22 protein-coding genes, 1 pseudogene and 2 riboswitches are annotated in these 22,112 nt (G+C 71.1%); of the genes and pseudogenes, 15 read left to right on the plus strand and 8 right to left on the minus strand.

Annotated features, from left to right (window positions below; all coding sequences use genetic code 11):
- Positions 1-62: 62 nt before the first annotated feature.
- Positions 63-277: riboswitch (cobalamin riboswitch) on the minus strand.
- Between the two features lie 20 nt (positions 278-297).
- Positions 298-1,562 (minus strand): annotated as a pseudogene (locus NVS89_RS14860) (serine hydrolase domain-containing protein).
- Between the two features lie 82 nt (positions 1,563-1,644).
- Positions 1,645-1,871: riboswitch (cobalamin riboswitch) on the plus strand.
- Positions 1,872-1,904: 33 nt separating this feature from the next.
- Between NVS89_RS14860 and NVS89_RS14865 the strand changes: the two are divergent.
- From NVS89_RS14865 to NVS89_RS14890, 6 genes are all read left to right on the plus strand, one after another.
- The gene (locus tag NVS89_RS14865) at positions 1,905-2,090 is read left to right on the plus strand and encodes a CbtB domain-containing protein (protein ID WP_258733537.1); all 186 of its coding nucleotides are present in this window, start codon (positions 1,905-1,907) and stop codon (positions 2,088-2,090) included.
- Positions 2,091-2,103: 13 nt separating this feature from the next.
- The gene (locus tag NVS89_RS14870; RefSeq protein ID WP_258733538.1) at positions 2,104-2,892 is read left to right on the plus strand and encodes a CbtA family protein; all 789 of its coding nucleotides are present in this window, start codon (positions 2,104-2,106) and stop codon (positions 2,890-2,892) included.
- Positions 2,889-3,395: a bifunctional adenosylcobinamide kinase/adenosylcobinamide-phosphate guanylyltransferase gene (cobU, locus tag NVS89_RS14875; RefSeq protein WP_258733539.1), complete on the plus strand. Its 507-nt coding sequence runs from the start codon at positions 2,889-2,891 to the stop codon at positions 3,393-3,395. Before NVS89_RS14870 ends, cobU begins: the two co-directional genes overlap by 4 nt.
- Positions 3,392-4,021, plus strand: coding sequence for a cob(I)yrinic acid a,c-diamide adenosyltransferase (cobO, locus tag NVS89_RS14880; RefSeq protein ID WP_258733540.1), 630 nt, complete (start codon positions 3,392-3,394; stop codon positions 4,019-4,021). The genes cobU and cobO overlap by 4 nt, the downstream gene beginning before the upstream one ends.
- A gap of 99 nt (positions 4,022-4,120) precedes the next feature.
- On the plus strand, positions 4,121-4,345 hold the full coding sequence (locus tag NVS89_RS14885; RefSeq protein WP_258733541.1) for an NINE protein: 225 nt from the start codon (positions 4,121-4,123) through the stop codon (positions 4,343-4,345).
- Positions 4,346-4,370: 25 nt separating this feature from the next.
- A complete protein-coding gene (locus NVS89_RS14890) occupies positions 4,371-5,831 on the plus strand; it encodes a cobyric acid synthase (RefSeq protein ID WP_258733542.1) in 1,461 nt (486 codons plus the stop codon).
- 4 nt (positions 5,832-5,835) lie between these two features.
- On the opposite strand, the gene cbiB is transcribed toward NVS89_RS14890, so the two are convergent.
- Complete coding sequence (gene cbiB, locus NVS89_RS14895; RefSeq protein WP_258733543.1) at positions 5,836-6,816, minus strand: adenosylcobinamide-phosphate synthase CbiB; 981 nt, start codon at positions 6,814-6,816, stop codon at positions 5,836-5,838.
- Between the two features lie 123 nt (positions 6,817-6,939).
- On the opposite strand from cbiB, the gene recQ reads away from it, so the two are divergent.
- The 4 genes from recQ (at position 6,940) to tmpT (ending at position 11,386) form a co-directional block, all read left to right on the plus strand.
- Positions 6,940-8,775 carry a DNA helicase RecQ gene (recQ, locus tag NVS89_RS14900; RefSeq protein ID WP_258733544.1) on the plus strand — a complete coding sequence of 612 codons (1,836 nt, stop codon included), beginning with the start codon at positions 6,940-6,942 and terminating at the stop codon, positions 8,773-8,775.
- Between the two features lie 124 nt (positions 8,776-8,899).
- Entirely contained in the window at positions 8,900-9,451 is a 552-nt protein-coding gene (locus NVS89_RS14905) for an SRPBCC family protein (protein ID WP_258733545.1), read from the plus strand.
- Between the two features lie 198 nt (positions 9,452-9,649).
- Positions 9,650-10,651, plus strand: coding sequence for a YVTN family beta-propeller repeat protein (locus NVS89_RS14910; protein ID WP_258733546.1), 1,002 nt, complete (start codon positions 9,650-9,652; stop codon positions 10,649-10,651).
- Positions 10,652-10,747: 96 nt separating this feature from the next.
- Entirely contained in the window at positions 10,748-11,386 is a 639-nt protein-coding gene (gene tmpT / locus NVS89_RS14915; protein WP_258733547.1) for a thiopurine S-methyltransferase, read from the plus strand.
- 36 nt (positions 11,387-11,422) lie between these two features.
- Here the strand turns inward: tmpT and NVS89_RS14920 are convergent, their stop codons facing one another.
- Positions 11,423-12,523 carry a sulfate/molybdate ABC transporter ATP-binding protein gene (locus NVS89_RS14920; protein ID WP_258733548.1) on the minus strand — a complete coding sequence of 367 codons (1,101 nt, stop codon included), beginning with the start codon at positions 12,521-12,523 and terminating at the stop codon, positions 11,423-11,425.
- Positions 12,524-12,643: 120 nt separating this feature from the next.
- Here NVS89_RS14920 and NVS89_RS14925 point away from each other — a divergent pair, with 120 nt between their 5' ends.
- Positions 12,644-13,276: a GNAT family N-acetyltransferase gene (locus tag NVS89_RS14925; protein WP_258733549.1), complete on the plus strand. Its 633-nt coding sequence runs from the start codon at positions 12,644-12,646 to the stop codon at positions 13,274-13,276.
- A gap of 12 nt (positions 13,277-13,288) precedes the next feature.
- On the opposite strand, the gene NVS89_RS14930 is transcribed toward NVS89_RS14925, so the two are convergent.
- A complete protein-coding gene (locus NVS89_RS14930; protein ID WP_258733550.1) occupies positions 13,289-13,687 on the minus strand; it encodes a flagellar FliJ family protein in 399 nt (132 codons plus the stop codon).
- Positions 13,688-14,216: 529 nt separating this feature from the next.
- On the opposite strand from NVS89_RS14930, the gene ctrA reads away from it, so the two are divergent.
- A complete protein-coding gene (ctrA, locus tag NVS89_RS14935; RefSeq protein ID WP_258733551.1) occupies positions 14,217-14,918 on the plus strand; it encodes a response regulator transcription factor CtrA in 702 nt (233 codons plus the stop codon).
- A gap of 119 nt (positions 14,919-15,037) precedes the next feature.
- On the opposite strand, the gene copM is transcribed toward ctrA, so the two are convergent.
- The 4 genes from copM to chpT all read right to left on the minus strand — a co-directional run bounded on the left by copM (position 15,038) and on the right by chpT (position 17,959).
- Complete coding sequence (gene copM / locus NVS89_RS14940; protein ID WP_258733552.1) at positions 15,038-15,490, minus strand: CopM family metallochaperone; 453 nt, start codon at positions 15,488-15,490, stop codon at positions 15,038-15,040.
- Between the two features lie 64 nt (positions 15,491-15,554).
- The gene (locus tag NVS89_RS14945) at positions 15,555-15,986 is read right to left on the minus strand and encodes a hypothetical protein (RefSeq protein ID WP_258733553.1); all 432 of its coding nucleotides are present in this window, start codon (positions 15,984-15,986) and stop codon (positions 15,555-15,557) included.
- Between the two features lie 106 nt (positions 15,987-16,092).
- A complete protein-coding gene (locus tag NVS89_RS14950) occupies positions 16,093-17,121 on the minus strand; it encodes a chemotaxis protein CheW (RefSeq protein ID WP_258733554.1) in 1,029 nt (342 codons plus the stop codon).
- A gap of 190 nt (positions 17,122-17,311) precedes the next feature.
- The gene (gene chpT / locus NVS89_RS14955) at positions 17,312-17,959 is read right to left on the minus strand and encodes a histidine phosphotransferase ChpT (protein ID WP_258733555.1); all 648 of its coding nucleotides are present in this window, start codon (positions 17,957-17,959) and stop codon (positions 17,312-17,314) included.
- Positions 17,960-18,315: 356 nt separating this feature from the next.
- Here chpT and NVS89_RS14960 point away from each other — a divergent pair, with 356 nt between their 5' ends.
- The 3 genes from NVS89_RS14960 to NVS89_RS14970 all read left to right on the plus strand — a co-directional run bounded on the left by NVS89_RS14960 (position 18,316) and on the right by NVS89_RS14970 (position 22,053).
- Positions 18,316-19,074 (plus strand): DUF1134 domain-containing protein, encoded by a 759-nt coding sequence (locus NVS89_RS14960; protein ID WP_258733556.1) that lies wholly within the window; start codon positions 18,316-18,318, stop codon positions 19,072-19,074.
- A gap of 123 nt (positions 19,075-19,197) precedes the next feature.
- Entirely contained in the window at positions 19,198-20,544 is a 1,347-nt protein-coding gene (locus NVS89_RS14965) for a coiled-coil domain-containing protein (protein ID WP_258733557.1), read from the plus strand.
- 141 nt (positions 20,545-20,685) lie between these two features.
- On the plus strand, positions 20,686-22,053 hold the full coding sequence (locus NVS89_RS14970; protein WP_258733558.1) for an NAD(P)H-dependent oxidoreductase: 1,368 nt from the start codon (positions 20,686-20,688) through the stop codon (positions 22,051-22,053).
- The last annotated feature ends 59 nt before the right edge of the window (positions 22,054-22,112 follow it).

Genomic DNA, 22,112 nt, shown 5'->3' on the forward strand with positions numbered 1-22,112 from the left:
CGCGAAGCCGCCGGGAATGGGTGCCCGTCGGCTCTGCCTGAGCGCCGGGCACCCCGCCGGCGATCACGACCGAACCGATGGCAGGTCTCCTGGCTCGCGGGTCGCCGCCTCGTCGCCGCCTTCCCGGGATATCCCAGTGGCATCCGGCACGGGCTCGCCGCTCACAGTTGCGGGGGCAGCCGCGGAATTGGGACACGCCGTTTCCGGTTGGCGTCCCGCACCGCATTCCCTCTTCGTCCCTCCCCGGGGGGAGGAAACCGTCGGTCGCCTTCACTTAAGGAGCCCGCGCGGCGAATGTCAACGCGGGGCGGACGGCCGCTCCCCGCCCTCGCGGACGGCCGGCAGCACGACCTTCTCGAGCACCGCGCGCGAGAACGCGCCCTGATCCGGGTCCCGGTAGAGCCCGGCGGTGCTGACCACCACGAGGTCGAGCGCGGGGACGATGAAGATGCGCTGGCCGCCCAGCCCGATCGCGGCGATCCAGCTCACCTCCCCGCCCGCATGCGGCGAGGCGCCGACCCACCACTGGTAGCCGTAGCGCATCGGGCGCCAGCCCTCGAAGCGCGGCGCGGTCGATTCGGTGATCCAGTCCTCAGAGACGACGCGCCGCCCCTTCCAGACGCCGCCGTCGAGCACGAGCTGCCCGATCTTGGCCATGTCGCGCGCGGAGAGCCTCAGGCCGCTGGCGGCGGCGGCCTCGCCATTGCTCATCGCCACCCATTCGAACGTGTCGATGCCCAGCGGCTCGAACAGCGCTTGGCGCGGGAAGTCCTCCAGCCTCTCGCCGCTCGCCCGCTCCAGAGCGCCACCGAGCAGCGTCGTGGCGCCGCCGCTATATTCCAGCGCGTGCCGGGCGGTGCGCCCATCGGGCGCGACAGCACATAGGCATAGGGGTCGGCCGCCTCGTGCATCAGCCGCTCGTCATTGGCGGGGCTCCACCACGGCCCGCCCTCGTTCCAGGTGAAACCCGGCGTCATGGTCAGCAGGTCGCGCAGCGTGACGGCGCGGGCCTCCGGCGCGGCATTTCCGGTCTCGGCGGGGAAGAAATCGATGATCGGCGCGTCGAGCCTGCCGAACATTCCGCGCTCGCGCGCGACGCCGAACAGAAGCGACACCACGCTCTTGGTCACCGAACGCAGATCGTGCAGGCGCCCGGCGTCGTGGTCGACGAGGCCGATGTCCTCGCCCCACCGCTCGTCGCGCCCGGAGGCGTAGGCCTCGTAGACCAGCCTGCCATGGCGGATCACCAGCAGCGCATGCACGTTCGGCCGGTCCGGGCTCTCCAGCCGCGCGCCGATCGTGCACAGAAGGGCGGGATCGAGCCCGACCGAGGCCGGGGCGGCGACCTCCCAGCCCTCGCCGGCGGGCGGCGGCGCCCCGCAGGGCAGCGGCGCCGAGCGCGCGGGCGCCCCGGACATGGCGATGGAAAGGACCAGGGCGAGGATGGCGATGACCGTCGGCAGCCGCGCCGGAGCGCCTCGTCCCGACCATGCGGACCACCCGGCCATGCGCCCCTCCTCCTCGCGCGCGGCCATGCTGGCGGCGCGCCGCAGCGAAGCCATAGGAGACCCTACCTCAGTGCCGCAAGATGCCGCGGCGGCGCCGAATGCCGCACATGGCGATTGCAGTCGCGACGCTGACGCCTATAGTTGCCCGGTCGTCGGTTCCCGTGGTGACACGGGACGCAAGACGGGAACGCGGTGGGGTGGAGAGCGAAAGCCTTCCGCCGATTCCGCGGCTGCCCCCGCAACTGTAAGCGGTGAGCCCCCTCCACTGGCCATTGGCGCAAGTCACTGGGATTCGTCCCGGGAAGGCGGAGGAAAGGGCCAAGACCCGCGAGCCAGGAGACCGGCCGGCGACAGAACCCGAACCGGCCCTCGGGTGGAGGGCCAAAGGAGACTGGCATGAAGACCTCCCACAGCCCCGTCGCGGCTGCCTCCCACGAATCGACCGCCTCGCGCGCCGTCCAGCTCACCTTCGTCGCGCTGCTCGGCGTGTTCGTGATCGGCGGCGTGGGCTTCTCCCACATCAGCGCCGTCCACAACGCCTCGCACGACGTGCGCCACGCCAACGCCTTCCCCTGCCACTGAGGAAGCGTTCAACATGTCGCTGTTCAGGACTTTGCTGTTCACTGCCGCTCTCGCCGGTATAGGTACTGGAGTAGTGGTTGCCGGCATCCATATGGTCGGCACCGCGCCCCTCATCCTCAAGGCCGAGGCCTATGAGGAAGCCGGCGACGCCGCGCCGGCCGCCCACACCCACGATGCCGCCCCCCACGACGACGCCACCACGCACGAGGCCGGCGCCGGGGAAACGGCCGCCACCGCGGTCGCGGCGCACGTGCACGACGACGAGGGCTGGGAGCCGGCCAACGGCTTCGAGCGCAACGGCCTCACCTTCGTGTTCATGGCGCTCACCGGCTTCGGCTTCGCGCTGCTGCTGCTGGCGGCGAGCGAGCTCGCCGGCGGGCTGAAGGACTGGCGGCAGGGAATAGTGTGGGGCTTCGCCGGCTTCGCGGTGTTCACCATCGCCCCGCAGATCGGCCTTCCGCCGGAGCTGCCCGCCATGCCGGCCGCCGACCTCATGGCGCGCCAGCTCTGGTGGATCGGCACCGCCGCCGCCACCGCGACCGGGCTGGGCCTGCTGGTGTTCGGCCGCTCGCCGCTGCTCGCCGCGCTCGGCGTGGCGGTGATCGTGGTGCCGCACGCCATCGGCGCGCCGCAGCCGCCGAGCTACGAGACTCCGATCCCGGAAGCGCTGCACCACAGCTTCGTGGTGGCGAGCACGGTCGCGAGTTTCGTGTTCTGGGTGCTGCTCGGCGGGCTCTGCGGCTATCTGCGCCCGCGCTTCGCCGCGCAGGCCTCCGCGCCGCTCGCGGCCCGGCCGGCGTGAGCCTCACCTTCGTCCTCGGCGGCGCCCGCTCCGGCAAGAGCCGGCACGCCGAGGAACTGGTCGAGCGCCTCGCCCCGCCCTGGACCTACATCGCCACCGCCGAGGCCCATGACGCGGAGATGGCGGAGCGCATCGCGCTCCACCGCTCCCGCCGTGCCGAGGACTGGCACACGCTCGACGCGCCGCACGACCTCGCCACCGCCCTCGCCGGCCTGCCGGCGGATCGCCCGGTGCTGGTCGACTGCCTGACGCTCTGGCTCACCAACCGCATGCTGGCCGGGGCCGATGTCGCGGCCGAGAGCGCCGCGCTCGCCGCCGCGCTCGGCGCGTGCAAGGCGCCGCTGGTCGTGGTCTCCAACGAGGTCGGGCTCGGCATCGTGCCGGACAACGCGCTCGCCCGGCGCTTCCGCGACGCGCAGGGCCGGCTCAACCAGATGGTTGCCGAGAAGGCCGACCGGGTGATCTTCATGGTCGCCGGGCTTCCGATGAGGGTCAAAGGATGAGCGACATCCCCGCCGAAGAGGCCGCCCGCCACCGCGCGAAGATGGAAAAGCGCAAGGCGGTGCAGGATGCCGAGGTCGCCTCGAAGACGCAGGAAAAGGGCCTGCTGATCGTCCACACCGGCGCCGGCAAGGGCAAGTCTACCGCCGCCTTCGGCCTCGCCCTGCGCACGCTGGGCCAGCCGGAGGGGCAGGCGGGCACGCGGGTCGGCGTCGTCCAGTTCATCAAGGGCGCCTGGCACTCCGCCGAGCGCGACGCGCTCGCGGCCTTCGGCGCGCGGGTGGAATGGCACACCATGGGCGAGGGCTTCACCTGGGAGACGCAGGACCTCGCCCGCGACACCGCCGCCGCTCGCCGCGCCTGGGAGAAGGCGTGCGAGCTGATGGCCGACGAGAGCATCGGCCTCCTCATCCTCGACGAGCTCAACATCGCGCTGCGCTACGACTACCTCCCCCTCGACGAGGTGATCGCGACGCTCAAAGCCCGCCGCGAGGGGCTGCACGTCGTCGTCACCGGCCGCAATGCCAAGCCGGCGCTGATCGAGGCGGCCGACCTCGTCACCGAGATGACGCTGGTCAAGCATCACTTCAAGGCCGGGGTGAAGGCGCAGAAGGGCATCGAATTCTGATGGCCTTCCGCGCCGCGCGACCTCGAAATTCCGCTGAGGCATCCTTATGTGAAGAAAGGCGCCGGCTGTCGCGGCGCGGCTTCAGGGAGTTCCGCGCCGATGCGCTCCACCCCCATCGCCTATCTGTTCTGGTTCTTCGGCCTGATCGGCGTGTGCGGCATCCACCGCTTCTATGCCGGCCGCTACTGGACCGGCGCTCTGTGGCTGCTGACCGTCGGCCTGCTGGGCATCGGCCAGTTCGTCGACCTGTTCCTGATCCCGGGCATGGTGCGCGAGGCCAATCTCGAGCGCCGCGTCGACTATCTGGAATCGCGCCGGGCCTGACCGGACCGCGCGGCGCGGGCGTGCCATGAGGGCGCGCGCCCTCATGTTCCAGGGCACCGGCTCGGATGTCGGCAAGTCGCTGATCGTCGCCGGCCTCGCCCGCGCCTTCTCCAATCGCGGGCTCAAGGTCCGCCCCTTCAAGCCGCAGAACATGTCGAACAACGCCGCCGTCACTCCTGACGGCGGCGAGATCGGCCGCGCGCAGGCGCTGCAGGCCCGTGCCGCGCGGGTCGCCCCCTCCGTCCACATGAACCCGGTGCTGCTGAAGCCGCAGAGCGACATCGGCGCGCAGGTGGTGGTGCAGGGCCGCGCCCGCGGCAATGCGAAGGCGGCCGACTACCAGCGCCTCAAGCCCTCTCTCCTGGCCGCCGTGATGGAGAGCTACGGGCGCCTCGCCGCCGAGGCCGACCTCGTGCTGGTGGAGGGCGCGGGCTCGGCCTCCGAGATCAATCTGCGCGCCAACGACATCGCCAATATGGGCTTCGCCCGCGCCGCGAACGTGCCCGTCGTGCTGATCGGCGACATCGACCGTGGTGGCGTCATCGCCAGCCTCGTCGGGACGCGGGCGGTGCTGGCGGAGGAGGACGCGGCGATGATCCGCGGCTTCCTCGTCAACCGCTTCCGCGGCGACCCGGCGCTGTTCGCGAGCGGCATGGAGGAGATCGCCGCCCGCACCGGCTGGGCAGCGCTCGGCCTCGTCCCCTTCTTTCCCGGGGCCCGCCGCCTGCCGGCCGAGGACGCGCTGGCCCTCGACGCCGCGCCCCTCGCCAAGCCGGGAGCGAAACTGCGCATCGCGGTGCCGCTGCTGCCGCGCATCGCCAATTTCGACGACATCGACCCACTCGACGCCGAACCGGGGGTCGAGGTGGTGCGCGTGCGCCCCGGCGAGGCGCTGCCGGGCGATGCCGACCTCGTCATCCTGCCCGGCTCGAAATCGACCATACCGGACCTCGCCGCGCTGCGCGCCAATGGCTGGGACATCGACATCGCCGCCCATGTACGGCGCGGCGGGCGGGTGCTCGGCCTGTGCGGGGGCTACCAGATGCTCGGGCGCACCTTGTCCGACCCGGACGGCATCGAGGGCCCGCCCGGCACGGTTCCCGGCCTCGGCCTGATCGAGGTCGACACCGTGCTCTCGGGCGAGAAGCGCCTCGTCGCCGTCACCGGCACGGCGGAGAGCGTGAGCTTCAGCGGCTACGAGATGCATATGGGCGTGACCGAAGGTCCCGGCCGCGCGCGCCCCTTCGCGCTGATCGACGGCGAAGGCCCGGAAGGCGCGGTCTCGGCCGATGGGCGCGTCATGGGCACCTATGCGCACGGCCTGTTCGCCGACGATGCCCAGCGCGCCGCCTGGCTCGCGCGTCTCGGCGCTCCGCCGAGCGGACTTCGCTACGAGGAGGGCGTGGAGGAGACGCTCGACGCCCTCGCCGCCCATCTCGCCGCCCATGTCGATCTCGACCGGCTGCTGGAGCTGGCGCGCGGCTGAGGCCTCACATCGCCAGCACCGCCGCCAGCCAGCCGATCGCCGCCAGCGCGATCGTCGCCGCGTCCGCCGCGCGGTAGAGCCGAAGCGCGCGGCGTATGTCCTGCGCGGTGCATTCGCGCCGTCCGCCCGCGCCCATGATGCCGTCGTCGCTCATCTGCCCGCCATACTGGCGCGGCCCGGCGAGAGCGAGCCCCAGCGCGCCGGCGAAGGCCGCCTCCGGCCAGCCGGCATTGGGCGAGCGGTGCTCGCCGGCGTCGCGCCACATCGCCCGCCATGCCCGCAGCGGCGAGGCGCCCGGCACGAACACCGCCCCGATCCCGACCAGCACCCCGGCGAGCCGCGCCGCCGGCAGGTTGAGCAGATCGTCGAACCGGGCCGAGGCCCAGCCGAACTCGGCATAGCGGCGGGTGCGGTGGCCGATCATGCTGTCGGCCGTGTTCACGCCCTTGTAGGCGACCGCGCCGGCGATGCCGCCCACCGCCATCCACAGCGCCGGCGCGACGATGCCGTCGGAGAAGTTCTCCGCCAGGCTCTCGATCGCCGCCCGCGCCACCCCCGCCTCGTCCAGCGCCTCGGGATCGCGCCCGACGATGTGCGCCACCGCCGCCCGCCCCTCGGCAAGGCCATGCTCCAGCCCGTCCGCCACCCGCGCCACGTGCTCGTAGAGGCTGCGCTGCGCTAGCAGGGTCGAGCCCGCCAGCGCGGCGATGACGAAGCCGGCCGGCAGCGCGAGGGCGAGCGCCTGCAGCGCCACGCCCGCGCCGATGCACACCGCCAGCACGACGGCGAGCGTCGCCACGCCGTCGAGCCGGCGCTCCATCGGCGCGTCGGCCTCGCTGTTGAGATGGGTGTCGAGCAGGTGGATAAGCCAGCCGATCCACATCACCGGATGGCCGATGCGATCGAACAGAAAGCGCGGATAGCCGAAGGCGGCCTCGCACAGCAGCGCCAGCAGGGTTAAACCGAGAGTAAGGTCGAGGGCCATCGCGGGTGATTCTGTCGGAAGGATCGGGCGCGCCGAATCCGTTGGAACGGCGTCTGACACCATTTCCGCGCCGCCGCGCGAGGGCAAGAGCCGCGACACGAGCCGGAGCACGACGTCCGCCTGATGAACATGGTTTCGCCCACCGCCGCCGTGCTGCCGCCCGAGATCGAGGCGCTGAAGCGCAGCCGCCTCGCCGAGGTGTTCGGCTTCGACCGGTTCCGGCCGGGCCAGCAGGACGTGGTCGATTCGGTGCTCGCCGGCGTGCCGACGCTGGCGGTGATGCCGACCGGCGCCGGCAAGTCGCTGTGCTACCAGCTTCCCGCGCTGGTGCATGGCGGGCTCTCGCTCGTCATCTCCCCGCTCATCGCGCTGATGGACGACCAGGTGAACGCGCTGAAGCTGCAGGGCGTGGCGGCCGAGGCGATCCATTCCGGGAAGTCGCGCGAGGACAATGTCGCCATCTGGCGCCGGGTGGCGGCGGGCGAGGTCAGCCTGCTCTACCTCGCCCCCGAGCGGCTGATGACCGAGCGGATGCTCTCCGCCATCTCCCGCCTGCCGCTCGGCCTGATCGCGGTGGACGAGGCGCACTGCATCTCGCAATGGGGCCATTCCTTCCGCAACGAATATCTCGGCCTCGGCCGCCTGCGCGAGATCTTCCCCGACATCGCGCTGGTGGCGCTCACCGCCACCGCCGACCGCGCCACCCGCGACGACATCGTGGAGCGCCTGTTCGGCGGGCAGGCGCGGGTGTTCGTCTCCGGCTTCGACCGGCCGAACATCTTCATCGGCGTCGAGGACAAGAAGGACCCGGTGCGGCAGATCGAGAGCTTCGTGAAGGCGCGCCCGAACGTCTCCGGCATCATCTACCGCATCTCGCGCAAGAAGGTGGAGGAGACCGCGTCGCGTCTCTCCGGCCTCGGCATCCGCGCCCTGCCCTACCATGCCGGCATGAGCCCGGAGGCGCGCGCCGCCAACCAGGAGGTGTTCCTCGCCGAGGACGGCGTGGTCATGGTCGCCACCGTCGCCTTCGGCATGGGCATCGACAAGTCGGACGTGCGCTATGTGCTGCATGCCGACGCGCCGGGCACGCTGGAAGCCTATTACCAGGAGATCGGCCGCGCCGGCCGCGACGGCGCGGCGTCCGAGGCGCTGCTGCTCTACTCGGCCGGCGACATCGCCACCCGCCGGCGCTTCCTCGACGAGGAGGATTCCTCGCCCGAGCGCAAGATGGTGGAGGCCCGCCGGCTCGACGCCATGGTCGGCTTCTGCGAGGCCGTCACCTGCCGGCGCGCGGTGCTGCTGGGCTATTTCGGCGAGCGGGCCAAGGCCTGCGGGGCCTGCGACGTGTGCCGCGATCCGCCCAAGGTGGTGGACGCCAGCCGCTCGGCCCAGCTCGTGCTGCGGCTGGTGCGCGCCAGCGGCGAACGCTACGGCGCCGCCTACATAGCGAGCCTCGTCACCGGCCAGCGCAGCGACCAGGTGTGCGGGCGCGGCCACGACCGGCTGGCCGAGTTCGGCGCCGGCGCCGACAAGCCGGCGAGCGAATGGCGGGCGCTGCTGCGCCAGCTCGTCGCCACCAACGCGCTGCATGCCGACCCGCAGCGCTTCGGCGCGCTGGAGCTCACCGAGGCCGGCAGCTCGATCCTCGCCGGCACCCGCGCCTTCACCCTGCGCGCGCCGACCCGGCACAAGCGCGACCGCCATGCGCGGCGCGAGGACGCGGTGGAGCTGCCCCCGGCCGAGGCCGCCCTGCTCGGCAAGCTGAAGGCGCTGCGCCGCGAGCTCGCCGCCGAGCGCGGGGTGCCGGCCTATGTGATCTTCGCCGACCGCACGCTGGAGGAGATGGCCGTCGGCCATCCGCGCACGCGCTCCGAGCTCGGCGGCATACGCGGCGTGGGCGCCGCCAAGCTGGAGGCATTCGGCGCCGCCTTTCTTAGGATTCTCAAAGAATTTTCTTAAGAACTTCTAAGAATATCCTGCGACGATTTTAGCCGTAAGAAGAGTTCACGAAGCCGGTTTCTCTCCCTAGACTGCGGATAACGGGCGCCCAACGCCCGGCCGAGACCACTCCGGGATGGAAACGATGAAACTCAAGCTGCTTACCGCCGCGCTCGCGGCGGCTGCCCTCGCCTTCACGGCCGCGCCGCACTCCGCCGACGCGCACGGGCCGACCCGCCAGAAGATCACCGAGACGATCGAGATCGACGCGCCCCCGGCCAAGGTCTGGGCGGTGATCGGCGAGTTCCACGACATGAGCTGGCTGCCGCCGGTCGAGAAGACCGAGGGCACGGGCGGCAACGTGGTCGGCGCCAAGCGGCGCCTCGTTCTTCAGGGGGGCGGCACCATCGACGAGGTGATCGCCAAGTACGAGCCCGAGAAGATGATGCTGATGTACCGGATCGAGCAGGTCGACGTGAAGGTGCTCCCGGTCACCAACTACTCGTCCTGGCTCACCGTGACCCCGCTCGACGACGGCAAGAAGTCCGAAGTCGAATGGAAGGGCGCCTTCTATCGCGGCTACCCGAACAACGATCCCCCGCCGGAGCTGAACGACGAGGCGGCGATCAAGGCGGTCACCGCGGTCTACAAGGCCGGCCTCGCCGGGCTGAAGAAGAAGGTCGAAGGCGGAAACTGAGCCGCCGCTTCGGGCGCGCCCCCGCGGCGCGCCCTCTAGCCCCTTCGGCGCCCCCTCCGGTGCCCGACGCCTGCCCCTCCGCCCGCCATCTGCCCCGCGCGGACCCGTGCCGCGGATGCCGGCACCGCCTCGCCGCCGAGCCATGGCACGCCTCGGCCCCCTTCTCGCGAAGAGCGCCCGGAAGGCAGGAAAAGCTCCATGCCGCATCGCCTTGCAGCCCATCTCCCGCGCCCCGCCGCCCGCCGGCTCCGCGCGCTTCTGCCGGCCGCCCTCCTCGGCGCCGCGCTGACGGCGGCGCCCGGCGCGCGGGCGGACGAGGCCTTCGTCACCTCGCAGCCGGCGGAGATGCTCTCCATCGTCGACCTGCCCACCCGCAAGGTAGTGGCGACGCTGCCGATTCCCGGCAAGCCGGCCGGCATCGCCGTCTCCCCCGACGGCGCCCGCGCCTTCGTCACCTCGCCGGACGGCAAGACACTGACCATCATCGACGCGGCCGCCCGCAAGGTGCTGCACCGCGTCGATGTCGGCGGCGGGCCGCTCGGCGTCGCGGTGCATCCTTCCGGCAGCCCGGTCTATGTCGCCGACTGGTACCAGCACCGCATCGTCGCGGTCGACGCCGCGAGCGGGGCGATCACCGGCGAGGTGAAGGTGGGCGACTCCCCCTCCGGCCTCGCCGTGACGCCGGACGGCCGGCTGCTGCTCTCCGCCGACCGCGATTCCAACCAGGTGAGCCTCATCGACACGGCGAGCCTCAAGCGCGTCGCCACCGTCGCCGTCGGCACACGGCCCTTCGGTGTCACCATCGACGCGGCCGGCAAGCGCGCCTACACCGCCAACGTGGTCTCGAACGACGTCAGCGTGATCGACATTCCCGCGCGCAAGGTCGTCGCCACCGTGCCGGTGGGCGACCATCCCTATGTGGTGGCGCTGGCGCAGGGCCGCGCCTTCAGCACCGACCAGTACGCCTCGACCGTCACCGTGTTCGACGTGACGAGCTTCGAGAAGCTGGCCGCCATCCCGGTCGGCGACTATCCCGAGGGCATCGCGGCGAGCCGCGACGGGACGCTGGTCTATGTCGCCAACTGGGAGACCAACACGCTCGGCGTGATCGACGCGAAGACGCTGAAGCTCCTCGCCGACATCCCGGTCGCCGACGGCCCGCGCGCCTTCGGCGCCTTCATCCGCCGCACCGGCCCGTGACGCCGCGACTTCCGGCCGATTGAACGGCGCCGGAGGCTGGCCTATGGATGCGGAACCGTGGGCGCGCCGCCCGCGCACACTCCGGAGGTCGCTGCGATGGACGAGGAATTCTGGCATCGGAAGTGGCGGAGCGACGAGATCGGCTTCCACCAGGGCGAGACCAACGCGCTGCTGCTGCGCCACTTTTCCGCGCTCGGCCTCGCGCCTGGCGCCCGCGTCTTCGTGCCCCTGTGCGGGAAGAGCCGCGACGTTCACTGGCTGCTGGGACAGGGCTACGCCGTGGTCGGCGCCGAGCTGAGCCGGCTGGCGGTGGAGCAGCTCTTCGCCGAACTGGGGCTCGACCCCGAAGTGACGGACCAGGGGCCGCTGGAGCGCTTCGAGGCGGGGCGGCTCACCGTCTTCGTCGGCGATTTCCTCGATCTCGACCGCGAGACGCTGGGCGAGGTCGCCGGCGTCTATGACCGCGCCGCCCTCGTCGCCCTGCCCGAGCCGATGCGCGGGCGCTACGCCGCCCATCTGGCGGCCGTGACCCGGCACGCGCCGCAGCTTCTGATCACCTTCGAATACGACCCCTCGCTGGCGATCGGCCCGCCCTTCTCGGTGACCGAGCACGAGGTGCGCCGCCACTACGGCGCCGCCTACCACGTCGCCTGCGCCGAGATGCACGAGATGAAGGGTGGGCTGAAAGGCGGCCATCCCGCCCACGAGGCGGCCTACCTCCTCAAGCCGCGCTGACCGGACGGCGCCCGCACGGGGGCGCCGGCGGGGTTCTCAGATCGCGTAATCGCCCGGCTGCTGGGGCGGCGGCGGGCGGCAGTCGACGCCCGGCCCGCCGGACGCGAACAGCCGCGCCCGGTCCAGCCGCACCGCCACCTTCTCGCCGATCGGCACCCGCACGGTCGGGGCGATGTCGGCCTCGAACAGCGCGTTGCCGACCTCCACCTCGACCCGGCGGATCGCGCCGTGGCGGCGGAAGGCGCGCACCTCGCCCCTCAGCCCGGGCGTGCCCGGCAGGCCGAGCGAGATGTCGTGCGGGCGCACATAGAGCAGGCCCGGCCCGTCCGGCACCGGCTGGGTCGCGGCGGCGATGGCCGTGGAGCCGGCGACCGCGACGCCCTCGCGCACATCGACCTCGATACGGCTCGATTCGCCCATGAAGCCGAACACGGCCGCGGTGGCCGGGCGGTCATAGACATCGTCGGGCGTGCCGACCTGCTCGATCCGGCCGCGGCCCATCACCACCACGCGGTCGGCGAGCTCCAGAGCCTCCTCCTGGTCGTGGGTGACGAACAGCGTGGTGTGGCCGGTGCGGTCATGGAGTTCGCGCAGCCAGCGGCGCAGTTCCTTGCGCACCAGCGCGTCGAGCGCGCCGAACGGCTCGTCGAGCAGCAGCACCCGCGGCTCGATGGCGAGCGCGCGGGCGAGCGCCACACGCTGGCGCTGGCCGCCCGAAAGCTGGGCCGGGAACCGCCCGCCAAAGGCTTCGAGTTGCACCAGCGCGAGCAGGTCCGCCACCCGGCCCTTGATCTCGGCCTCGGGCGGGCGCTGGGCGCGCGGGCGCGAGCGCAGGCCGAAGGCGACGTTCTCGGCCACCGTCATGTGCCGGAATAGCGCGTAGTTCTGGAACACGAAGCCGATGCCGCGCCGGCGCACCGGCACCGACAGCGCGTCCTCGCCATTGAACAGCACCCGCCCCGTGCTCGGCTGCTCCAGCCCGGCGACGATGCGCAGCAGCGTGGTCTTGCCCGACCCGGACGGGCCGAGCAGCGCCACCAGCTCGCCCGGCGCCACGTCGAGCGAGATGCCGGCGAGCGCGGGCGTGCCGCTGCCGAACGACTTGCCGACCTCTTCGATGGTGACCGCCACCGTCATTAATTCACTCTCATTTTATGTATTGAATATAATTATCCGCATAATATCGGAAATTACCGGCCTGTGAAGCCCGCCGCGCACGCTCATGATATAGCGCAAGCGGTTCATCAGGGCACCCGAATGACGACCTCCGACCACCCGGCCAAAGCCGCCCCGGCGCTCGAGCTCGACGGCTATACGCCCCTGCCGGCGGGCAGCATCGCGGCGATCGTGACCTTCATGGAAATGAAGGCGCCGTCGCCGCCGCTGCCCGAGAAGCCGGGCCACGACCTGGTGCTGGAGAAGGTCCCCTCGCCCGATCCGCGCTGGTACCGTGCGCTGTTCCGCCGCGTGGGCGAGCGCTGGCTGTGGTTCTCGCGGCTGGAGATGGACGAGGCGGCACTCGGCGCGCTGCTCGCCGACCCTCTGGTGGGCGTCTACGTGCTGAAGCGTGCCGGCGCGGAGGTCGGCCTGCTGGAGCTCGACTTCCGTCGGCCGGGCGAGGTGGAGCTGGCCTTTTTCGGCGTGGTGCCGGAGATGGTGGGCAGCGGCGCGGGAAGCTTCATGATGAACCGCGCCCTGGCGCTGGCCTGGGCGGCTGATCCACGCCGGGTGCATGTCCACACCTGCACGCTCGACATGCAGGGCGCCGTGGAGTTCTACCGGCGGGCCGGCTTCGTGCCCTATGCGAGGGCCATCGAGGTGGCGCACGATCCGCGCCTGTCGGGGCTTCTGGCGGCCGATGCCGCGCCCCATGCCCCTCTGATCGACTGAAAGGACGGCGCCTCAGGCGCCGAGGACGGCGCGGGCGCGCCCGCCGGCATTGCGCGGGGCGATCTCGACCGGCGTGTCGGCGCGCTCGCGCTCGCTCAGCGCCTCGACCTTCTCCAGTTCCTCGCGCGCGGCGTCGAGCGCGACCTGCGCCTCGTCGAGCTGGCCTTTCAGCTCGTCGGCCGAGCGGCGCAGATTGTCGCGCCGGTTGGCGGCGGCGCGGGCATAGGTCGAATAGGCGAAATGCTGGGTGTCGACGATGCCGGAGCGCTGCTCCTCGGCCTCGATCTCGCGCTCCAGATCACGCGCCATGCGGTCGAAATCCGCGATCATGGTCTGGATCTGCACCAGATGGCGACGCTTCTCTTCCATCTGGAACCGCTTGAGGCGGACGATTGTATCGAGCGACTTCATGGCCGGCTTTACTCCTGCTCGGGCCGTATGCACGCCGGGCTCTTTCGGCTGGCGGGCACGCATCCGGTTCGGTCCGCCCTTACGCGGCGGCAGCCTCATGATCGCCAACAGATGTTGCCGCTTCCTTACTCTTTGCGCCTTAAAGGTACCGCGGCACGGGAATCCACGACTCTTCAAGGCGATGGAAACGATTTGTTTACCGGCCTCATTAATGATCGCGTCATCGTCCGGTGTGGACTGCCGATCAATGCCAAAAGCAGAGTCGGCTGACTCACTTATGGGTGCATCTTAACGTTCGACTTTAGCGACTGAGTTCAAATTTTCTGGTTCGCTGCCAGCCTCTTGCGGGAAGACTCGAAGAAAATTCGAGTTCCCGCTTGTGCTCGGGAATCAGATTTTGTTACCCATATCGCACGGAAGAACGAATCGGTGTGCTGGGCCGGGCGCGGGGTGGGGTCACGCTCGGTACGGGAGTTGTCCGATTGAGCGCTGAAAACCCCCGGGGCCATGGCGAGGGAAGGGGATTGGCATGCGCGTCTTGCTCATCGAGGACGACCGCGCGACCGCGCAGAGCATCGAGCTGATGCTCAAGTCCGAGAGCTTCAACGTCTACACGACGGATCTCGGGGAAGAGGGTGTCGATCTCGGCAAGCTCTACGATTACGACATCATCCTGCTGGATCTGAACCTTCCCGACATGTCGGGCTATGACGTGCTGAAGGGCCTGCGCGTCGCCAAGGTGAAGACGCCCATCCTCATCCTCTCCGGCCTCGCCGGCATCGAGGACAAGGTGAAGGGCCTCGGCTTCGGCGCCGACGACTATCTCACCAAGCCGTTCCACAAGGACGAGCTGGTGGCCCGCATCCACGCCATCGTGCGCCGCTCCAAGGGCCATGCCCAGTCGGTCATCATCACCGGCGACCTAGTGGTCAATCTGGACACCAAGACGGTCGAGGTCGCGGGCAACCGCGTGCATCTCACCGGCAAGGAATACCAGATGCTGGAGCTGCTTTCCCTGCGCAAGGGCACCACGCTCACCAAGGAGATGTTCCTCAACCATCTCTATGGCGGCATGGACGAGCCCGAGCTGAAGATCATCGACGTCTTCATCTGCAAGCTGCGCAAGAAGCTCGCCAACGCCTCGCAGGGCCACAATTTCATCGAGACCGTATGGGGCCGCGGCTACGTGCTGCGCGACATGGGCGAGGAGCCCCAGCGCATCCCGGCCTGAACCGGCCTCCCCTTCCCGATCGCAAAAAACCCCGCCTCACGGCGGGGTTTTCGTTTTTGGCGCCCTCGGGCGAAGCACCGGGCGCGGCATGGCCGGCCCGGCACCGTGGGAAGGCACGGCTATTTGGCGTTGCCGGCCAGCCAGCCCTTCATGAAGGCGATCTCCTTCTCCTGCGCCGCGATGATGTCCTCGGCCAGCTTGCGCAGCTCGGGATCCTTGCCGAACTGGAGCTCGACCCGCGCCATCTCGACCGCCCCCATGTGATGGGGGATCATGCCGCGCACGAAATCGACATCCGCATTGCCGGAATATTCGATCCCCATGTCGTGGTGCATGCGCTCATTGGCCTCCTCGAAGGCGCGGGTCGAGCCGCTCGCCACGCCTCCCGGCATCGACATGTCGTGCCCCATGGCGCCGTGCCCCATGGCGCCAGGCTCCATCGTGCCGGGCTCCATGGTGCCTTGCTTCATCGTGCCGGGGTCCATCGGCATCGGGCTGCTCTGGGCAGCCGCTAGCGTGGGAAGCGCGAGGATGGCTGCGGCGCCGAGCGCCGCCGTGATCAGGGTTCTCATTGGAATCTCCGTCTGTTCCGTGTGATCGGGCGCCCGCATGGACGCCCGGCGCTTGGGCATGCGGTCAGACGGAACGGGGCGGAGGCTCCGGGATGGCGAGCGTCCAGCCGGCGGGAAGGCGGGACGCGGCCGCGTCGAAGGCGAGCGGGCGTGCCTCGGGACGGGCGAGGCCCGCCCCGTCCGACGGCGCCATCGCGAGCTGGCCGAGCGCGCAGCACAGATGCAGGAAGAGCATGGCCCGCCCCGGGCCGGTTGGCAGGCCCGCTCCGGCCATGCCGGCATGGTCGTGCGTGGTCGCGAGAGGAGCGCCCGCGTCATGGCCGGCGGACATATCGCCCTTCATCGCCATGCCGACGGCCGTTTCCGCCGCGTGGCAGGGCATCGGCGGGGCCGACATGGCCGCCATCGCGCCCGAAGGGGCGGCGAGCATCGCCCCCAGCGCCAGCAGGGCGACGACCAGCCGCGAAAGCCGCAACCAGAGCCGGACGATGTGCATGCGGGAAAGGGCTCGCTCCGAGGATCAACGGCGCGAGGATATCACCGCCGCTGCCGCCGGAAAGCAGGGGCGTTGCCGGATGCCGCGACCGTGAACGATAGGGAGATCAGGCGGCGCGGGCGCGCCGGACCAGCAGCGCCGCGACCAGCGCCACGCCGTCGCCGGCCGGCACCACGGCGTCGAAGCCGTCCGGCACCGGCGGGTGCCCCCCGGCCGTGAAGCCGATGCGCCGGGCACGGCCCCCGTCCATCTGGCCGGCCAGTTCATAGGCGTCGAGGTCGACCAGCACCACGTCGAAGCGATCGCCCGCCAGCCGCGCCGCGCGCGGGTCGTCGGCCAGCGACACGTCGTGCCCCATGGAGCGAACGATGTCGCCCATGAGCGCCCGCCCCGGCCCCTGCGGCGCGGTCAGCAGCACGCGCGCCGCCCCGGTCGTGCTCGGCACGGTCTCGCCCGGCTCAAGCAGGCGATAGCGGGTCTCGCCCGTCACCAGGAAGCGTTCGCCGCCGAGCCGCTCGATGCGCCCGGCCGGCGCCAGCCCGACCACCTCGTCGACCGCCACCGCCTCGCCTTCCCCGCCGAGCAGCAGCAGCATGCGCCCGCTGCGCCCGTCGATCGGGTTCATCCCGCGCAGCGCGGCCACGCGCACCGCCTCGAGCTCGCGCCTTCCGGCGCGTACCAGAAGATGGGCCGTGTCACGCGCGCAGGGCACGCTCACCCGTGGGCGCGCCGCGGCGATGCCCATCGGCATGTCGAGCAGCGCCGCCTGGCTGCCATCGGCCAGCCGGGCGATACCGGCGATCATGTCCTCGCAGGGCGCGAAGCGGTCGCGCCAGTCGGCCGGCAGCGTCGCCACCTCGGCCGTCACGCGCTGCGGCATGGCGTCGAGCAGCAGCGTCGCGCGCACCCGCCCTTCCGTGCCGAACAGAACCAGCGCCCCCTCGCCCGGCCCGATCGCCTCCGCGCGGCCGAGCCGGTCGGAAAGGCGCACCAGCGGCAGCCCGCTGGTGCCGAGCGTTCCCGCCTGCGCCATGCGGGCCATGCGGTCCCAGCGCTCGCCGGAGAGCGGCATCACGTTGATGGCGCGGCTCGCTGGCAGCGCGAACTGCATGCCGTGCAGCGAAAAGACGAGCACCTGCGCACGCTCCGGCGCCGGTGGAACTCGCACCGGGCGGGCAGTGGCGGACAGGAAGCGATCGGCGTCGGGCATCAACATGGGCAACCACGGGTAAACTCAACTCACGCGCCCCACGCAGGGCGCGCAGCCAGAGTTTTCCCCCGATCGCGTTAATGTCTTCTGAAAGATGCCGCTGGGTGAATCGGGCTCAGGCCGTCTCGACCGTGATCGCCACCGCATCGCCCTCATGCGAGAGCCGGATGGCGAAGCCCGTCGCCCGCGCCAGCAGGCCGGTATAATGGGGCTGGATGGCGTGCGCATCGACCATGCCGCCATCGGGCGCGTTGCCGGCCAAGAGGTCCGCCAGATGCGGGGGAATGCGCGCGTGGCTGCCTTCGCTGCGAAGCTGGAAGCCGCCCGCCTCGCCCTCCCCGGTCGCGCTCAGCGCGATGCGCCCGCCGCGCGGAATGGTGGAGACGGCGACCAGAAGCAGGTTGAGCAGCAGCTTGACCTTGTTCTTCGGCAGCAGCGCGCGCGGCACGCTCCATTCGAGGCTGGTGCGGTCGTCCTGGATGAAGCCGCGGGCGACGTTCTCCGCGTCGCCGGTGTCGATCTGTGCACCCGCCGAGCCGGCGGCGCCGAAGGCGAGCCGCGCGAACTGGAGCCGGGCGGAGGCCTGCTTGGCGCTCTTGGCGATGAGGTCGAGCGCGAACGCCTTCATGCTCGGGTCGTCCTCGTCCTCGAGCACCTCGAGCCCGTTCACGATCGCGCCCACCGGGCTGATCACGTCGTGGCACACGCGCGAGCACAAAAGGGCGGCAAGGTCGAGCTTGTCGAGGTCGATGGCGGTCGTCATCGCGTCCCTCTGTCTGTCGGATCTGGACGAATCACCGGCTGTGGCGCGGCGCGGTTTCATCGCTGGATACACCGCGCGCCTGCTCCCGCCAACCTCGCGCCGAGCCTCGTCCCGTACCCTGTCCGCTCGCCCGGTGCGCCGGCACCGGCGGGCGCCGCGAGGCAGGAGAACGCGCCGGGACGTTGCGTGAGGTCGCGGCGACGTCCGGGGCGAGGCTTGTGGATCACACCCGCGCGCAACCGGGCGCGAGGGCGCCCCCGACGCCTTCCTAAGGTCTTACTCCATGCTAATGATACCCGGGCCGGCGGCCCTCACGGCCGTTGCACACGTCTTCAGATCAGAACGCGAGACCGCCAATGCCGACCTTGCGCGCCCTTCTTGCCTGCCTCGCCTCGCTCGCCGCCATACCCATCGCCGCAGCGCCCGCGCAGGCCCAATATGCGCAAGACCCCTACGCCCAGAGCCAGCCCCGCCAGAGCCAGTATCCCCAGGGCCAGTACAACCAGGGACAGTACAATCAGGGCCCGTACGGCCAGGGTCCTTATGCCCAGGCCCCGGCCGGCAAGGGCCAGTACGCGCAGGGGCAGTATCCGCAGGGCCAGTACCAGCAGCCCGCCGCCGCGCCGGCCCAGAGCACCTATTCCAGCGACGAACTGCTCCAGCAGGGCCACGGCTTCTTCGGCGAGGTCTCGCGCGGCCTCGCCCTGTCGATCGAGAAGGCGGTCAACCAGTGGGGCCAGCCGAACGGCTACATCCTCGGCCAGGAGGGCTCCGGCGCCTTCGTCGGCGGCCTGCGCTACGGCGAGGGTACGCTCTACACCCGCAATGCCGGCGACGTGAAGGTGTTCTGGCAGGGGCCCTCGCTCGGCTGGGACTTCGGCGGCGACGGCGCGCGGACCATGATCCTGGTCTACAATCTGAACTCGATAAACGACATCTTCCGCCGCTTCGGCGGCATTTCGGGCTCGGCCTATTTCGTCGCCGGATTCGGCATGACGGCCCTCGCCTCGGACAATATCGTGGTGGTACCGATCCGCTCCGGCGTCGGTGTGCGACTGGGCGCCAATATCGGCTACCTCAAGTTCACGCCCACCGCGACCTGGAATCCGTTCTGAGTTAACGGGGCGTTGCAGGATAGCGGCCGGGGTGACCCCGGCCGTTTTGGTGTTTGTAACCGTTGGCCGCTAGGCTGTGCCGATCGACACGCCCGACACGCCACGCACGAGGTGAGACCGCACATGATCGAGCCGATCATGTATGCCGCGATAGGCTTCCTGACCGCGACGCTGCTGGCGCTGCTGGTATTGCCGGCGGTCTGGCGCCGCGCGGTCCGGCTCACCCGCCGCCGCGTCGAGAACGCCATTCCCGTCACGCTGGCCGAGATCCAGGCCGACAAGGACGAGCAGCGCGCCGAGTTCGCCGTCGAGACCCGCCGGCTCGAGCTGGAGGTCGACCGCCATCAGGCCCGCGCCGCCGAGCTGTTCGCCGACGTCACCCGCCGGGACGAGGAGCTGCGCGCGCGCAAGGCCAGCCTCGACGAGGCGCTGGCCGGGCTCCAGGACCTGCAGTCCCGCCACGACAGCCTCACCCAAAAGGACGTCGAGACCAGCGAGAGCCTTGCCCTGCGCGAGCGCGAGCTGGAGGAGACGCGCGCCCGGCTTGCCGCCACGCTCGCCGAGCTCGCCACCGCCCGCCAGGATCTCGACGAGACCACCTCGCGCGAGAACGAGCTCAAGATCGAGCATGTCGCGCTGACCACCGAGCGCGGCACGCTTCACGGCCGCGTCGCCGAGCTCGAGCGGCTGCTGGCCGCGACCAATGCCCATCTCGAGACCGAGCGCACCACGCTGCGCGCCACCTCCGAGAGCCTGTCGGTCGAGGTGACGAGCAATCGCGACCTCAAGACCCGCCTCGCCGAGACCGAGAACGAGCTCGGCACCGTCAGCGCCGAAGCCGCCGCGCTGCGGGCCGAAGTCGCCGCGCTGAGCCTGCGCGCGGACTCTCTGGAGCAGCGCACCCGCAGCGCCGAGGCCCGGCGCGACGCCGTCGAGACCGACGCGCGGGAGGTCACCGGATCGGCCCGCGCCGCGCAGGCGAGCGCTGAGGCCGCCGCCCGCCAGGCGAACGACGCCGCCGAGATGGTGCGCGCCGAGAAGGCGATGCTGGAAGGGGCGCTGGCGAAGGCGCGCGAGGACCGCGCCGAGCTGCAGAAGCGCCTCGACGCGCTGATCCCGACCGCCGCCGGCGTGCCGGAGGACGCCGATGACGGCGCGCAGCTACGCGAGCGCATCAGCGACATCGCCGCCGAGGTGGCCCGCCTCACCGCGGCGCTGGAAGGCCCCGACTCGCCGATCGACGCCCTGCTGGCGGCCGCGCCCGCGGGCAAGCGCAAGAAGAACAGTCCGCTCCCGCTCGCCGACCGCATCCGCGCGCTGCAGGAAAAGGCCGCCAAGGCGGGCGACACCGGCAAGGCGGCCGATTCCGCCAAGGCGCCGACCGCCAACAATGGAGCCGCGAACGGGGCTTCCAACGCCAGCACGGCTCCCGCCGAGCGCCCGGCCCAGAACCGGGCCGTCGCCGGCTAGGAACGGCCGCGCGGGTCGCCAGACCCGCGCCGGCAACCGACCGACGGGACGCGCCGGAAGGTCCCGCAAATGGAGCGCCCATCAAGGGGCGCCCCGTAACAAAAGCGCCGCAGGGCGCTTCGCCAGGAGGAAACGCGTCCCATGAATCTCGCCCGCCTGCTCAAAGAGCGCGCCGATGCCGGCCGCCCGGTCCGCGTCGGCCTGATCGGCGCCGGCAAGTTCGGCTCCATGTTCCTGTCGCAGGTGCGCACCACGCCCGGCCTGCACCTGCTCGGCATCGCCGACCTGTCCGCGCCCCGCGCCCGGGCGGCGCTGGAGCGGACCGGCTGGGACGCGGACGCCGCCATCGCCGCCTCCTTCGACGAGGCGCGCCGCACCGGCCGCACCATGCTGACCGAGGATGCCGAGGCGCTGATCACGGCCGACGGGCTCGACGTGGTGATCGAGGCGACCGGCAGCCCGGCGGCCGGCGCCGCCCACGCGCTCAAGGCGATCGAGCACGGCCGGCACATCGTGATGGTGACGGTGGAGGCCGACGCGCTGGTCGGCCCGCTGCTCGCCGCCCGCGCCCGACAGGCGGGCATCGTCTATTCCATGGCCTATGGCGACCAGCCGGCGCTGGTGTGCGAGATGGTCGACTGGGCACGCTGCTGCGGCTTCTCGGTGGTGGCCGCCGGCAAGGGTACGAAGTACCTGCCCGCATATCACGCTTCGACGCCCGATACGGTGTGGGACCATTACGGCCTCACCCCCGAGCAGGCGGCCGAGGGCGGCATGAACCCGCAGATGTTCAATTCATTCCTCGACGGCACCAAGTCGGCGATCGAGATGGCCGCCATCGCCAATGCTGCCGGGCTGCGGGCACCGTCGGACGGGCTCGTCTTCCCGCCCTGCGGCGTCGACGACCTCGCCGCCATCCTGCGCCCTCGCGCGGCGGGCGGGCTGATGGAGCAGGCGGGCATCGTCGAGACGATCTCCAGCCTGGAGCGCGACGGGCGCCCGGTCTACCGGGACCTGCGCTGGGGCGTCTATGTCGTGTTCGAGGCCGACCCCGGCCCGAGCGGCGACTATGCCCGGCGCTGCTTCAAGGAATATGGCGTGGTGACCGATTCCACCGGCCGCTACACCGCACTCTACCGCCCCAATCACCTGATCGGGCTGGAACTCGGCGTCAGCGTCGCCTCGGCCGCGCTGCGCGGCGAGCCGACCGGCACCACGGACGCGTTCAATGGCGACGTCGTCGCGGTCACCAAGCGAGGGCTGAAGGCCGGCGAGGTGCTGGACGGCGAAGGCGGCTTCACCGTGTGGGGCAAGCTGCTGCCGGCCGCCACCTCGCTCGCGCGCGGCGCGCTGCCGATCGGTCTCGCCCACCACATGACCCTGAAGCGCGACATCCCCGCCGGCGAGGTCGTCGGCTGGGCGGACGTCGATGCGGGCGACAGCCCCATCATCCGCCTGCGCCGCGAGATGGAGCGCGCTTTCGCCGGCACGTCGCTCGCCGCGGAATAGGCCTGATCGGGGCCTTGCCTATCGCCGGCACCGGGCGAACGAGTAGCCGCCCGCGCCAC

This window comes from Ancylobacter mangrovi, assembly GCF_024752355.1.
GTDB classification, from domain to species: Bacteria; Pseudomonadota; Alphaproteobacteria; order Rhizobiales; family Xanthobacteraceae; genus Ancylobacter; species Ancylobacter mangrovi.

What these genes read in the sequence shown, in the direction of transcription:
- NVS89_RS14960 (WP_258733556.1), top strand. Translation starts at nt 18,316, where the DNA reads ATGCCGACCTTGCGCGCCCTTCTTGCCTGCCTCGCCTCGCTCGCCGCC.
- NVS89_RS14925 (WP_258733549.1), top strand. Translation starts at nt 12,644, where the DNA reads ATGACGACCTCCGACCACCCGGCCAAAGCCGCCCCGGCGCTCGAGCTC.
- NVS89_RS14890 (WP_258733542.1), top strand. Translation starts at nt 4,371, where the DNA reads ATGAGGGCGCGCGCCCTCATGTTCCAGGGCACCGGCTCGGATGTCGGC.
- NVS89_RS14885 (WP_258733541.1), top strand. Translation starts at nt 4,121, where the DNA reads ATGCGCTCCACCCCCATCGCCTATCTGTTCTGGTTCTTCGGCCTGATC.
- NVS89_RS14930 (WP_258733550.1), bottom strand. Translation starts at nt 13,687, where the DNA reads ATGAAGTCGCTCGATACAATCGTCCGCCTCAAGCGGTTCCAGATGGAA.
- chpT (WP_258733555.1), bottom strand. Translation starts at nt 17,959, where the DNA reads ATGACGACCGCCATCGACCTCGACAAGCTCGACCTTGCCGCCCTTTTG.
- NVS89_RS14870 (WP_258733538.1), top strand. Translation starts at nt 2,104, where the DNA reads ATGTCGCTGTTCAGGACTTTGCTGTTCACTGCCGCTCTCGCCGGTATA.
- copM (WP_258733552.1), bottom strand. Translation starts at nt 15,490, where the DNA reads ATGAGAACCCTGATCACGGCGGCGCTCGGCGCCGCAGCCATCCTCGCG.
- recQ (WP_258733544.1), top strand. Translation starts at nt 6,940, where the DNA reads ATGAACATGGTTTCGCCCACCGCCGCCGTGCTGCCGCCCGAGATCGAG.
- ctrA (WP_258733551.1), top strand. Translation starts at nt 14,217, where the DNA reads ATGCGCGTCTTGCTCATCGAGGACGACCGCGCGACCGCGCAGAGCATC.
- NVS89_RS14945 (WP_258733553.1), bottom strand. Translation starts at nt 15,986, where the DNA reads ATGCACATCGTCCGGCTCTGGTTGCGGCTTTCGCGGCTGGTCGTCGCC.
- NVS89_RS14970 (WP_258733558.1), top strand. Translation starts at nt 20,686, where the DNA reads ATGAATCTCGCCCGCCTGCTCAAAGAGCGCGCCGATGCCGGCCGCCCG.
- NVS89_RS14910 (WP_258733546.1), top strand. Translation starts at nt 9,650, where the DNA reads ATGCCGCATCGCCTTGCAGCCCATCTCCCGCGCCCCGCCGCCCGCCGG.
- NVS89_RS14965 (WP_258733557.1), top strand. Translation starts at nt 19,198, where the DNA reads ATGATCGAGCCGATCATGTATGCCGCGATAGGCTTCCTGACCGCGACG.
- NVS89_RS14905 (WP_258733545.1), top strand. Translation starts at nt 8,900, where the DNA reads ATGAAACTCAAGCTGCTTACCGCCGCGCTCGCGGCGGCTGCCCTCGCC.
- cobO (WP_258733540.1), top strand. Translation starts at nt 3,392, where the DNA reads ATGAGCGACATCCCCGCCGAAGAGGCCGCCCGCCACCGCGCGAAGATG.
- NVS89_RS14920 (WP_258733548.1), bottom strand. Translation starts at nt 12,523, where the DNA reads ATGACGGTGGCGGTCACCATCGAAGAGGTCGGCAAGTCGTTCGGCAGC.
- cbiB (WP_258733543.1), bottom strand. Translation starts at nt 6,816, where the DNA reads ATGGCCCTCGACCTTACTCTCGGTTTAACCCTGCTGGCGCTGCTGTGC.
- NVS89_RS14865 (WP_258733537.1), top strand. Translation starts at nt 1,905, where the DNA reads ATGAAGACCTCCCACAGCCCCGTCGCGGCTGCCTCCCACGAATCGACC.
- tmpT (WP_258733547.1), top strand. Translation starts at nt 10,748, where the DNA reads ATGGACGAGGAATTCTGGCATCGGAAGTGGCGGAGCGACGAGATCGGC.